9 protein-coding genes are annotated in these 12,801 nt (G+C 47.1%); all 9 read left to right on the forward strand.

The genetic code is table 11. The annotated features are described in order from the left end of the window. Nucleotides 1-2: 2 nt before the first annotated feature. The 9 genes from GPL15_RS17700 (at nt 3) to GPL15_RS17740 (ending at nt 12,324) form a co-directional block, all read left to right on the forward strand. Entirely contained in the window at nt 3-830 is an 828-nt protein-coding gene (locus GPL15_RS17700) for an alpha/beta hydrolase (protein WP_215700021.1), read from the forward strand. A 5-nt stretch (nt 831-835) separates the two neighbouring features. After that, nucleotides 836-2,191, forward strand: coding sequence for an acyclic terpene utilization AtuA family protein (locus GPL15_RS17705; protein WP_215700022.1), 1,356 nt, complete (start codon nt 836-838; stop codon nt 2,189-2,191). Next, a complete protein-coding gene (locus GPL15_RS17710) occupies nt 2,188-2,490 on the forward strand; it encodes a DUF4387 domain-containing protein (RefSeq protein ID WP_215700023.1) in 303 nt (100 codons plus the stop codon). Before GPL15_RS17705 ends, GPL15_RS17710 begins: the two co-directional genes overlap by 4 nt. A gap of 396 nt (nt 2,491-2,886) precedes the next feature. Further along, nucleotides 2,887-4,806 carry a DNA gyrase subunit B gene (locus GPL15_RS17715; RefSeq protein WP_215700024.1) on the forward strand — a complete coding sequence of 640 codons (1,920 nt, stop codon included), beginning with the start codon at nt 2,887-2,889 and terminating at the stop codon, nt 4,804-4,806. A gap of 21 nt (nt 4,807-4,827) precedes the next feature. Then, nucleotides 4,828-7,062 carry a DNA topoisomerase (ATP-hydrolyzing) gene (locus GPL15_RS17720; RefSeq protein WP_215700025.1) on the forward strand — a complete coding sequence of 745 codons (2,235 nt, stop codon included), beginning with the start codon at nt 4,828-4,830 and terminating at the stop codon, nt 7,060-7,062. A gap of 164 nt (nt 7,063-7,226) precedes the next feature. After that, nucleotides 7,227-8,312 (forward strand): aspartate-semialdehyde dehydrogenase, encoded by a 1,086-nt coding sequence (asd, locus tag GPL15_RS17725; RefSeq protein WP_215700026.1) that lies wholly within the window; start codon nt 7,227-7,229, stop codon nt 8,310-8,312. 34 nt (nt 8,313-8,346) lie between these two features. Then, nucleotides 8,347-9,411, forward strand: a complete 1,065-nt coding sequence (locus tag GPL15_RS17730) for an aldose epimerase family protein (protein WP_215700027.1) — start codon at nt 8,347-8,349, stop codon at nt 9,409-9,411. A gap of 182 nt (nt 9,412-9,593) precedes the next feature. Beyond that, the gene (locus GPL15_RS17735) at nt 9,594-11,630 is read left to right on the forward strand and encodes a DNA topoisomerase (RefSeq protein WP_215700028.1); all 2,037 of its coding nucleotides are present in this window, start codon (nt 9,594-9,596) and stop codon (nt 11,628-11,630) included. Between the two features lie 10 nt (nt 11,631-11,640). Next, nucleotides 11,641-12,324: a UDP-N-acetylglucosamine pyrophosphorylase gene (locus tag GPL15_RS17740; RefSeq protein ID WP_346344999.1), complete on the forward strand. Its 684-nt coding sequence runs from the start codon at nt 11,641-11,643 to the stop codon at nt 12,322-12,324. The last annotated feature ends 477 nt before the right edge of the window (nt 12,325-12,801 follow it).

The following is a 12,801-nucleotide window of genomic DNA, read 5'->3' on the forward strand; positions in this document are numbered from 1 at the left end:
TTATGAATTGGAATTGGAAAAACACCGCATTAATGGGGGCAGGAACGAAAAAGGCGCCCCTGCTCAGGGCGTGCAGGTCCGATCAGAGGTTTTCTTACTGGCTCTATCTTCCCAAGGGATTCTGCCTGGAACATGCTGCGGAATATGGGATTGCAGCAGTTATTCATGGTACAGCGCGTAATGCCGAAAAACTGAGGGACCAGTTCGCCGATTTTGCAGATGAGACGAAGCATGTAATTCTGGCTCCGGTCTTTCCTGCCGGAATCATTGACAGGGAGGATATCCACAATTATAAATTCATCAAATTCCATGACATCAGGTTTGACAGGATTTTGTTGGATATGGTGGATGAGGTGAGGGAGACCTTTGGAATTACGCAGGATAAAATTCTGCTGCATGGATTTTCCGGAGGGGGGCAGTTTTCCCACCGGATGCTCTATCTTCATCCACAGCGTCTGGCTGCCGTATCGGTAGGAGCGCCGGGACGGGCGACTTATCTGGACCCGTCGGAACCATGGCCGGTAGGGATCAGCGATTTTAAGGAGCAGTTTGGGGTAGAAATTGATATGGAAGAAGTGAAAAAAGTCCCTGTGCTTCTGCTCGTCGGCGCGGAAGATAAGGAGGTTGTCAATTATGAGGAAGATATTACCTTCAGGGAATCCGCGCAGAAGTATGGAAATAACCGTTTGGAAAAGATAAAAGCACTGTATGAAAATTATCTGCAGCACCAGATGAACGTCCGGCTGACCGAGGTTCCCGGACTGGCCCATGAGGGAATGAAGATGGTTCCCCAGGCAGTTGCTTATTTTAAAGAGATATTAGGAGAGTGATCAAAATGAACAGTTGCAAAGTTTTTGTGCCGTACGGCGCATTGGGGACAGGGATTTCGGAGACCTCCTTTGCTGCGGGCGTGCGGATGAAGCCGGATGCAATCGCCTGTGATGCGGGTTCCACAGACTCAGGACCTTATTATCTGGGTACTGGCAGCGGGAAATATGCCCGTGACAGCGTAAAGGAAGATTTGCGGAGAATGTTGAAAGCCGGCCGCCGGCTGGATATTCCTGTATTGATCGGATCCGCAGGCACCTGCGGAACGGATTCCGGGGTGGACGGACTGGCAGAAATCTGCAAGGAAATCTGCCGGGAAGAGAAGCTGTCCGCCAAGCTGGCAGTAATCCATACACAGCAGGATGCGGAACGGTTAAAAATGAAGTATGCGGCCGGTAAGATTCATTCTCTGGAAGGCGCCCCTGATATAGACGAAACAGTTTTTGAACGCTGCGTTAATATTGTTGGATTGGCCGGTGCGGAACCATTTCAAGAGGCGTTAGAGGAGGGGGCTGATATCGTTCTGTGCGGCAGAACCACGGATACGGCGATTATAGCGGCCCTGCCGCTCATGAGAGGCTGTCACACAGCGGGAGCGTGGCATGGGGCAAAAATCGCGGAATGCGGTGCTCTCTGCACCACGAATCCGTCGGGCGGCGGGGTTTTTCTGACCTTTGACCAGGAGGGATTCACCATAGAGCCCACGTCTTCGGACAGCCGGTGCACACCTTATACCGTATCCGCCCACATGCTCTATGAAAATGCGGACCCTTACCGCCTGCGGGAACCATCCGGCACATTGGACACAAGCAGGGCTGTTTATACCGCTTTGGACGATCGGCGTGTGCGCGTCACCGGAAGCGCCTTCACACATGAGCCCTACACGGTTAAACTAGAGGGAGCGGCTTTAGCCGGCTATCAGACGGTCACAATAGTGGGGATCCGGGACAAACGCATTATGGGAGATCCGGAAAGGTGGCTGAACGCAATGAAAGGGTATGTTGCCGAAAAAATACAAAAATACCTGATAGATCCTGAGGCTTACGACATAGATTTTAAAATGTACGGGTGGAATGCGGTTTCCGGTTCTGCGCCGCAGAAGGGATATCTTCCTGCGGAAATCGGTCTGGTGATGGCCGTAACGGCGCAAACGCAGGAGCTGGCCACCAGAATCGCAAAAATATATAACCCTTACCTGCTTCATTTTCCAGTCAATATGGAAGAACAGCTGCCTACGTTTGCATTCCCATTTTCTCCTGCGGAGACCGAGCGCGGCGCAGTATATGAATTCATGCTGAATCACTCGGTTGAGGTAAATGAGCCTATGGAACTGTTCCATAGGGAAGTGGAGGTGATCGCATGACGCTGGGCGAGTTGGCTAAGTATGTGAGGTCCAAAAATGCGGGCCCATTTTGGATGACCATTGACATTTTCTGCGATACGGAAGAAGACTACCGTATGATAAAAGAATCCCCGGCGCTTTCCAACGAAGCGGTGGGAGCGCTGTATCGGACCGATCCGAAAAAAATCAAAAGATTTGAGGTGGATAACCTTAATGTGATTAAGATTTCCATGCCGAGGCCTTATCCTCAGGGCGCCAGAAATGAAAGAGATATGCATTCCGGACAGCAATACGTGCAGCTGCTCAATATTGAACTGTAATAGAACTGCGGCAGGTATTGTTTTAAATAACAGGTTAGACGAATGATGCCCCGGAAGGGTAAAACCTTCCGGGGCATTATCTGCGGGCGGATTTATGTCCGGTAAGTTTCTTCCCGGCAGTCTGTAAGTTCCCACCGACGTATGGGAGCGTATAGGTGCAAATGTTGACAAACTCAGCGCTGTGGCAGCGGTTGTCTCGTTATTGTCCACAGCCCCGCAAAGCGGCACGGCCGACAGCCGGGTCCGCCTGAGGGGCTGTGAACAGAAATGTTATTTCCAGATCCGAAATCAAATTCCCTTTTGGAAACTTGCCAAAACAGGGAATTTATGTGTATAATAATATGGATTATGTGAAACCCGCTATGAATGAGGGGATACAAAATATGGAGGAATAACATGGCTAAAACACAGTATAATGCGGATAGTATTACGGTTCTGGAAGGCCTGGAAGCCGTCAGAAAACGTCCGGGTATGTATATTGGCGGGGTTGGAAGCAAGGGCTTGAACCATTTAATATATGAAATCGTTGACAACGCGGTAGACGAGCATTTGGCAGGTTACTGCGATAAAATATGGGTAACCCTTGAAGCTGACGGTTCCTGTACGGTCAGAGACAGCGGCCGGGGAATTCCGGTGGAGATGCATAAGAAAGGGATGTCGGCGGAACGTATTGTTCTTTCCACCCTTCACGCAGGGGGCAAATTTGACAATGACGCTTATAAAACCAGCGGCGGGCTTCATGGGGTAGGATCTTCCGTGGTTAACGCCTTATCAGCCCATATGGAAGTAAAAGTTTATAAAAATGGAGCGATTCATCACGATGCCTATGAAAAGGGACGTCCTGTGGTGGAGCTGATTGACGGCCTCCTCCCTGTGATCGGTAAGACAAAAGAGACGGGAACGGAGATCAATTTTCTGCCGGACAGTGAGATCTTTGAAAAGACCAGGTTTAAAGCGGACTGGCTGAAAAGCAGGCTCCATGAGACCGCCTATTTAAATCCTAAACTCACAATTATTTATCAGAATAAAAGGCCGGGAGAAGAAGAGACTATTATATTTTCAGAACCGGAAGGCATTGTTTCTTATGTCAAAGAACTGAACTCAGGAAAAACGCCTGTCCATGATCCGGTTTATTTTAAGGGTGAGGTGGACAAGATCGAAGTGGAGGTGGCGCTCCAGTTTGTGGATACCTTTGAGGAAAATATCCTGGGATTCTGCAATAATATTTTCACTCAGGAAGGCGGCACCCATCTGGTGGGATTTAAAACCAGATTCACGCAGCTGATCAACAGCTATGCCCGTGATCTGGGAATCCTGAAAGAGAAGGATTCCAATTTCACAGGCGCTGATACCAGAAACGGCATGACGGCGATTGTGGCTGTAAAACATCCGGATCCCATTTTCGAAGGGCAGACTAAGACCAAGCTGGCCAGCGCAGACGCCACAAAAGCTGTTTTCACAGTGGCCGGCGATGAGCTGCAGCGCTATTTTGACCGTAATCTGGAGGTGTTAAAGGGAGTAATCGCCTGTGCGGAAAAATCGGCCAAGATCAGAAAGGCGGAAGAAAAGGCCAAGACCAACATGCTGACAAAATCCAAGTTTTCTTTTGACAGCAACGGAAAATTGGCCAACTGTGAGAGCAGGGATCCGGAAAAATGCGAGATTTTCATAGTGGAGGGAGATTCCGCCGGCGGTTCTGCGAAGACCGCCAGAAACCGCCAGTACCAGGCAATCCTGCCGATCCGCGGAAAAATACTCAATGTGGAAAAGGCTTCTATGGACAAAGTGCTGGCCAATGCGGAAATCAAGACCATGATCAATACCTTTGGCTGCGGTTTTTCAGAGGGCTACGGCAATGATTTCGACCTGTCAAAGCTGCGCTACAATAAGATAATCCTGATGACGGATGCCGATGTGGACGGAAGCCATATCGATACCCTGCTCCTGACATTTTTGTACCGTTTTATGCCGGAACTGATCTATAACGGACATGTATATATTGCCATGCCGCCGCTTTTTAAAGTGATTCCTAAAAAAGGCCAGGAGCAGTATTTATATGATGAAAAGGACCTGGAAAAATACAGGAAGACCCACAGCGGTGACTTTACCCTTCAGCGTTATAAAGGTCTTGGCGAGATGGACGCGGAACAGCTTTGGGAAACCACGCTGGATCCGGAACGCCGTGTGCTCAAGCAGGTAGAGATTGAGGATGCCAGAATGGCTTCTGAGATCACTGAAATGCTGATGGGAAGTGATGTTCCGCCGAGAAGACAATTTATCTATGAACATGCCGATGAGGCGGAAATTGACGCTTAAAAAGGAGAAACGTGAAAGATTATGCCTGAAAAGATTATCAAAACAGAATATTCGGAAGAGATGCAGAAGAGTTATATGAACTATTCTATGAGCGTTATTACCGCCAGAGCCATTCCGGACGCCCGGGATGGCTTAAAGCCGGTTCAGAGAAGAGTTCTTTACGATATGAGCGAACTCCGCTTAAACCATGACAAACCCCATAGGAAATCAGCCCGTATTGTAGGCGATACCATGGGTAAATATCATCCCCATGGGGACAGTTCCATCTACGAAACCCTGGTTGTCATGTCCCAGGTCTTTAAAAAAGGGATGCCTCTGGTTGACGGCCATGGAAACTTTGGATCCATAGAGGGTGACGGGGCCGCAGCCATGCGTTATACGGAAGCCAGACTTGAGAAATTTGCGGAAGAGGTCTATTTGAAAGACCTGGATAAAACCGTGGATTTCGTCCCCAATTATGATGAAACGGAAAAAGAACCGGAAGTCCTGCCGGTCCGGGTGCCCAACCTTTTAATCAACGGTGCTGAGGGGATTGCGGTCGGCATGAGCACCAGTATCCCGCCCCATAACCTGGGAGAAGTGGTGGATGCCGTCATGGCTTATATTGATAATCCTGAAATCACCACAGAAGAACTGCTCCAATATATGCCGGGGCCGGATTTCCCGACGGGAGGGATCATTGCCAATAAAAAGGATCTGCCGTCCATTTATGAAACCGGAATGGGCAAGATCAAGCTTCGCGGGCGCATAGAAGTGGAGCTTGGGAAAAGAAAGACGGATAAAGATAAGCTGGTAATCAGTGAAATCCCTTATACCATGATCGGAGCCGGAATCAACAAATGCCTTGTGGACATTGCGGATTTGGTGGAATCAAAAAAACTGACCGATGTGGTGGATATTTCAAATCAGTCCAATAAAGAGGGAATCCGCATTGTGCTGGAATTGAAAAAAGATGCTGATGTGGAAAAGATCATCAATATTTTATATAAAAAGACAAAACTGGAAGATACCTCTGGAGTCAATATGCTGGCGATTGCAGGCGGCCGCCCGGAGACGCTGAGTTTAAAGGGAATCCTCAGGAACTATCTGGATTTCCAGCATCAGAATGCTGAACGCAAATACAACGCCCTTTTGGAAAAAGAACTGGAAAAAAAGGAGATCAGGGAGGGCCTTATTAAAGCCTGCGATGTGATCGATTTAATTATCGCGGTTCTGAGGGGGTCAAAGAACTTAAAGGATGCAAAAGCGTGCCTGATGTCCGGAGATACCAGCAGCATCACCTTTAAAGTGCCTGCGTTGGAAGAAGATGCAAAAAAGCTCTGTTTTACGGAAAAACAGGCCTCAGCAATCCTGGAGATGCGCCTTTATAAGCTGATTGGACTGGAAATTCTGGCACTGCAGAAGGAATACCGGGAGACTTTAAAGAAGATCAAAGAATATAAACATATATTGAGCGACAGAAAGTATATGGATGTGATCATCAAAGAAGACTTAAAGGGGATTAAAGAAGAGTTTGCAACGCCCAGACGGACCAGGATCGAAGACGGCAAAGAGGCTGTTTATGATGAAACTGCCGTAGCCGTACAGGAAGTAGCCGTGGTGATGGATAAATTCGGTTATTGTAAGGTGATGGACCGTTCTATTTATGACAGGAATATTGAAACGGTGGAAAGCGAATATCCTTACTCTTTCCGCTGCATGAATACGGACAAGATGTGTTTATTTACCGATACGGGAAACCTGCACCAGATCAAGGTGATGGATATTCCGGCAGGAAAGCTGCGGGATAAAGGGACGCCGATCGATAATCTGAGTAAATATGACGGCACAAAAGAGCGGATTATTTTCTTAACCAGTACGGAAGCCATCCGTGGGAAAACGCTTCTATTCGCCACAAAATCTGCTTTGGTAAAACAGGTGCCTGCAGAAGAATTTGAAACAAATAACAGGACCGTAGCGGCTACCAAACTGCTGGAAGGTGATCAGGTCGCCAGCATCCAGATGATCGGGGAACAGACAGATGTGGTAATACAGACCAGCGCAGGGGTCTTCCTGCGCTTCATGCTGGAGGAAATTCCGGTGATGAAGAAAAACAGCCGTGGCGTGAGGGGGATTAAACTTTCTAAAGATGAGGAATTGGAGTCCCTTTACCTGATCGGAGAGAATCCGGTGATCAACTATAAAGGAAAAGATGTTTATCTGAATAAACTGAAGATCAGCAGGAGAGACGGCAAAGGAAGTAAAGTCAGGTTATAAAAAAACGGTAATTTCTCCGTGCAGCACGTGCATTTTTTAAGAAAGAACAGGGAATGTACGTGCTGTGCGTACAAATGTATTTTTCTCGCGAATAAATGTTGCATTTTTCCTAAAGTTGTTATAGGATATCTAAGAACAAAATTTGCATATGAGGAGTTATAGTTATGGAAAAGAAATTAAAAGTAGGTGTATTAGGTGCAACTGGCATGGTAGGCCAGAGATTTATCTCATTGCTTGAGAATCATCCATGGTATGAAGTGGTTACTGTAGCCGCAAGCCCGCGTTCCGCAGGAAAGACTTATGAAGAAGCAGTTGGCGGCCGTTGGAAAATGACGACTCCTATGCCGGAAGCAGTAAAGAACCTGGTAGTTATGAATGTAAATGAAGTGGAAGCAGTCGCTGCCGGTGTGGATTTTGTGTTCAGCGCCGTAGACATGAGCAAAGACGAGATCAAAGCGATTGAAGAAGCTTATGCGAAGACAGAGACACCTGTTGTTTCCAATAACAGCGCCCACAGATGGACGCCGGATGTTCCTATGGTGGTGCCGGAGATCAACCCGGAACATTTTGAAGTGATTAAAGACCAGAAGAAACGTCTCGGTACAAAACGGGGCTTCATTGCCGTAAAACCAAACTGCTCCATCCAGAGCTATGCTCCTGTTTTAACAGCATGGAAAGAATTTGAACCATATGAAGTGGTTGCAACTACATATCAGGCTATTTCCGGAGCCGGAAAAACATTTAAGGACTGGCCGGAAATGGTGGAAAATATCATCCCTTACATCGGCGGTGAAGAAGAAAAGAGCGAGCAGGAACCGTTAAGGCTCTGGGGAAAAGTGGAAAATGGACAGATCGTGAAGGCGTCTTCACCGGTTATCACCTGCCAGTGTATCCGCGTTCCCGTATTAAACGGCCATACGGCTGCCGTATTCGTTAAATTTAAAAAGAAAGTTACAAAGGAAGAGCTGATCGACCGCATGGTTAATTTCAAAGGTCTTCCTCAGGAATTAAAACTGCCCAGCGCTCCGTCACAGTTCATCCAGTATTTAGAAGAGGACAATCGTCCGCAGGTTACAATGGATGTGGATTTTGAAAATGGCATGGGTATTTCTGTAGGCCGTCTTCGTGAAGATACAGTATACGATTATAAATTCGTAGGACTTTCCCATAACACGGTCCGCGGCGCGGCCGGCGGAGCTGTATTATGTGCCGAACTTTTAACGGCACAGGGATATATCCAGGCAAAATAAGAGTTAAAATAATGACCAAAGGGGGTTATGTCATATGGCATACAAAACAGAACAGATAGGCAGGATGGAAAATGGAGAAGAGGTCATCCGGTATACGCTGACCAATGAGCACGGTGTCAGCGCGTCATTCCTCAATTTAGGCGGAATCTGGCAGACCATGATTGTGCCGGATAAGGACGGAAACATGGATGATGTGGTGCTGGGGTATGATACCATTGAAAAATGGCTTCTGGGCCCGGGACACTGCGGCGAGCTGGTTGGACGGAATGCCAACCGTATCGGCAATGCATCTTTTGTAATCAACGGAAAAACATATGAACTGGCAAAGAATTCTTCCGGTAAAGATAATCTTCACAGCGGTCTTGACTACTATAGAAACAGGATTTGGGACGCAAATGTGTCAGAAGACGGGCTGGGGACCAGGATAACGTTCTATCTGTTCAGCCCGGACGGGGATCAGGGATTTCCCGGCAATGCCCATGTGACGGTGAGCTATACCCTCACCCCGGATGACAGTTTAAAGATCGATTACCATATGGTTGCAGATGCGGATACGGTTGCGAATATGACCAACCATGCATATTTCAATCTGTCCGGCCATCAGTCGGGCAGCGTTGTGGATCAGTTGGTATGGATTGATGCGGATACCTACACCATTGCGGATGCGGCATCCATCCCTACCGGTGAATTGGTTCCGGTCAAAGGGACGCCAATGGATTTCACGGAGATGAAACCCATTGGGCGTGATATCGATGCGGACTATGAACCCCTTAAATTCGCAGGCGGCTATGACCATAACTGGGCGTTGAATCATCCGGCAGGAGAATTGTCTTTATCCGCAAAGGCTATGGATGAGAAGAGCGGACGGGTTTTGGAAGTCTATACCGATCTTCCAGGCGTTCAGTTCTATACCGCCAATTCTATGACACCTCCGATTACGGGAAAAGACGGGGTTCAGTACAGGCCAAGAGGCGGTTATTGTTTTGAGACACAGTATTTTCCGGATGCGATTAATAAACCGCAGTTTGCTTCTCCGCTTTTGAAAGCGGGAGATGAGTATAAGACTACGACGATTTATAAGTTTTCTGTTACTATTTAACATCAAGCGTGAAGGGATTTTCGAAAAAGCCTTGACGTTTTACATTAAAAGACCTGGTCTTTTAAGTTAAAACGTCAAGGCTTTTTCGAAAATCCCTTCACGCTTGATGTAAATCGTTGCCATTGCGCCGGTTCGATGGTATACTAATAAGGTTCCAGGAATTGAATGAAATGAGGAATTACATGTCAAAGTCACTATATATAGCAGAAAAACCAAGCGTAGCACAAGAATTTGCCAATGCACTGAAAATCAATGCCAGCCGCAGGGACGGATATATGGAATCTGCAGATTCCATCGTCACCTGGTGTGTGGGACATCTGGTAACTATGAGTTATCCTGAGGCTTACGATCCCAAATACAAGCGCTGGAGCCTGTCAACTCTTCCCTTTATCCCCAAAGAATTTAAATACCAGGTTATCGAAGGCGTGGCCAAACAGTTTAAGATTGTCAGCGGCCTTTTAAACCGTGAAGATGTGGACACCATTTATATCTGCACCGACTCGGGGCGTGAAGGAGAGTATATTTACCGTCTGGTGGATCAGATGGCCGGTGTGAAGGGCAAAACCCGGAAACGTGTCTGGATTGATTCCCAGACAGAAGAAGAAATTCTCAGGGGAATCAGGGAGGCGAAGGACTGGAGCGAATATGACAATTTGTCGGCTTCCGCATATTTGAGGGCAAAAGAAGATTATTTGATGGGAATTAATTTTTCCCGCCTGCTGACCTTAAAATACGGGCCATCCATATCCAATTACATGAAGACAGACCGGACTGTCCTGTCCGTAGGGCGTGTTATGACCTGCGTGTTAGGCATGGTGGTGCGCAGAGAGCGGGAGATCCGGGATTTTGTTAAGACACCGTTCTACCGGGTATTAGCAGATTTTATCTCTGAGGGAATGACCTTTGGCTGTGAATGGAAATCGGCGGAAGGCTCCCGTTATTTCAACTCCCCTTACCTGTATAAGGAAAATGGTTTCAAAGAGAGAAAACATGCGGAAGACCTGATTGCAGCCCTGATGGAAAAACCGCCGGTTGAAGGCACGCTGGCAGGAATTGAAAAAAAGAAAGAAACGAAAAATCCTCCGCTTTTATATAATCTGGCCGAACTGCAGAATGACTGTTCCAAGATGTTTAAGATAAGCCCGGATGAAACCTTAAAGATCGTCCAGGAGCTTTATGAGAAAAAGCTGGTCACATACCCGAGAACGGACGCCAGGGTTCTCTCAACAGCGGTGGCCAAAGAGATACATAAAAATATCGGAGGTCTTAGGAATTTCGAGCCGGTTAAGGAATTTGCGGCAGAGGTATTGGAAAAGGGCAATTTTAAAAATATTTCTAAAACCCGTTATGTTAATGATAAGCAGATTACCGACCATTATGCCATTGTACCTACCGGACAGGGATTTGGAGCGTTGAGAAGCCTTTCTCCTTTGGCCCTCAAGGTCTATGAAGTGGTTTCGAGACGTTTTTTAAGTATTTTTTATCCGGCTGCGGTTTATCAGAAATTTTCATTGGAAATGGTAGTGGACCGGGAGCATTTTTACACAAGCTTCCGCGTACTTTTGGATCAGGGATATTTAAAGGTGGCAGATACTGCCTCAGTCCGTAAGAAAGCATCAGAGGCCAGGGAGGAGACCAAGGAAGAGGCGGAAGAGGTGCCGGAGAATCAGGACAATGTGAATAATCCGGAATTTGTAAAAATGCTGGGAGCCCTGAAAAAGGGTACGGTGCTTCCGGTTTCCGGAATGAACATAAAAGAGGGAGAGACTTCCCCGCCGAAACGCTACACCTCCGGATCCATGATTCTGGCTATGGAAAATGCCGGACAGCTGATTGAAGATGAAGAGCTGCGCGCGCAGATCAAGGGCAGCGGTATCGGAACCAGTGCAACCCGGGCGGAGATTTTAAAAAAACTGGTCAATATCAAATACCTCGGGCTGAATGGCAAAACCCAGGTGATTACCCCTACACTTCTAGGAGAAATCATTTTTGATGTGGTGAATGCGTCAATTAAGCAGCTCCTGAACCCGGAACTCACAGCCAGTTGGGAGAAGGGCCTTACTTATGTGGCGGAAGGCACGATCACTCCAGATGAATATATGGAGAAACTGGACCGGTTTGTGGCAGGACGGACGTATGGGGTGCTGAAGCTGAACAATCAATATCAGCTCAGGGAATATTTTGATAAAGCTGCAGTAAATTATAAAAAAGGAAAGTAGAGGCGAATGAATGATGAAAAAAAATCAGATGACCATCCAAAATTTATATGATCTTTCCCAGACCATTGCAAAACCGCTGCTGGAACAGGCGGAATATCCATGGGAGATTCTTCCAAAGATCGGAGATTTTATTCTGGAACTTGGTAAATCTTTATCTTCTGATGAATATGACCATCCGGAAGAAGGCATTTGGATCCATAAAACTGCAAAGGTAGCGCCCACCGCCTGCCTGACCGCTCCCCTCATCGTATGTGAAGGGGCGGAAATCCGCCATTGTGCATTCATCAGAGGCAAGGCCATTGTGGGAAGCGGAGCCGTAGTGGGCAATTCCACAGAATTGAAAAATGTGATCTTATTCAATAAAGTTCAGGTTCCTCATTATAATTATGTGGGCGATTCCGTGCTGGGATATAAATCACACATGGGAGCCGGTTCCATTACTTCCAATGTGAAGTCGGATAAGGAATTGGTAAAGGTACATGGAGAAGACGGTGATATCGCCACAGGAATGAAAAAATTCGGAGCTATGATCGGTGATAATGTGGAAGTCGGCTGCGGTTCCGTATTGAACCCCGGAACCGTAATCGGAAGGGAATCCAACATTTATCCACTATCCAGCGTCAGAGGGTGCGTGGATGAAAAATCCATTTATAAGGCTAAGGGAGAAGTTGTAGCAAAGCGTTTTGAGGAATAAAAAAGTGGGATTTAATTGGTGAAAGTTACGCAGAAAAGCGGGACGAGGGGACAGAGGTTGGGCTGGGTGTTTGGAAGGGGCCGGGCTGGCCGGAATCCAACGGCACTGGAAGGCAGCTTCCAACCGTAAGTTAAACTAAGGCCGCAGGCACGAAAAAAGACGGTCCGATGCCCATTCACGGTGAACTCTTTATAGGACTTCACCGTTCAGTGGGCATCTCAGAAACTGATTTGGTTTGAGGCTGCTGAAAAAGTCCAAACCGCAAATTTTTACCCCCACTTTACTGCTAATTAAATGCAAATATATAGCAGTTAGTCTCCACTTTAGATATATATATCAACAAAAAATGGGACTTGGTTTTTGAGATTTGAATTTTTAGGACTTTTTCAGCAGCCTCTTTGGTTTTCAGTTTCTGCCCGTCTTTTTCCATGCCTGCGGCCTAAGTTTAACTAAACGGTTTCCAGATGCCTTCCAGTG

It is taken from the genome of Clostridium sp. MCC353, from assembly GCF_018785315.1.
GTDB lineage: Bacteria > Bacillota > Clostridia > Lachnospirales > Lachnospiraceae > CHH4-2.

What these genes read in the sequence shown, in the direction of transcription:
- GPL15_RS17700 (WP_215700021.1), top strand. Translation starts at nt 3, where the DNA reads ATGAATTGGAATTGGAAAAACACCGCATTAATGGGGGCAGGAACGAAA.
- GPL15_RS17705 (WP_215700022.1), top strand. Translation starts at nt 836, where the DNA reads ATGAACAGTTGCAAAGTTTTTGTGCCGTACGGCGCATTGGGGACAGGG.
- GPL15_RS17710 (WP_215700023.1), top strand. Translation starts at nt 2,188, where the DNA reads ATGACGCTGGGCGAGTTGGCTAAGTATGTGAGGTCCAAAAATGCGGGC.
- GPL15_RS17715 (WP_215700024.1), top strand. Translation starts at nt 2,887, where the DNA reads ATGGCTAAAACACAGTATAATGCGGATAGTATTACGGTTCTGGAAGGC.
- GPL15_RS17720 (WP_215700025.1), top strand. Translation starts at nt 4,828, where the DNA reads ATGCCTGAAAAGATTATCAAAACAGAATATTCGGAAGAGATGCAGAAG.
- asd (WP_215700026.1), top strand. Translation starts at nt 7,227, where the DNA reads ATGGAAAAGAAATTAAAAGTAGGTGTATTAGGTGCAACTGGCATGGTA.
- GPL15_RS17730 (WP_215700027.1), top strand. Translation starts at nt 8,347, where the DNA reads ATGGCATACAAAACAGAACAGATAGGCAGGATGGAAAATGGAGAAGAG.
- GPL15_RS17735 (WP_215700028.1), top strand. Translation starts at nt 9,594, where the DNA reads ATGTCAAAGTCACTATATATAGCAGAAAAACCAAGCGTAGCACAAGAA.
- GPL15_RS17740 (WP_346344999.1), top strand. Translation starts at nt 11,641, where the DNA reads ATGATGAAAAAAAATCAGATGACCATCCAAAATTTATATGATCTTTCC.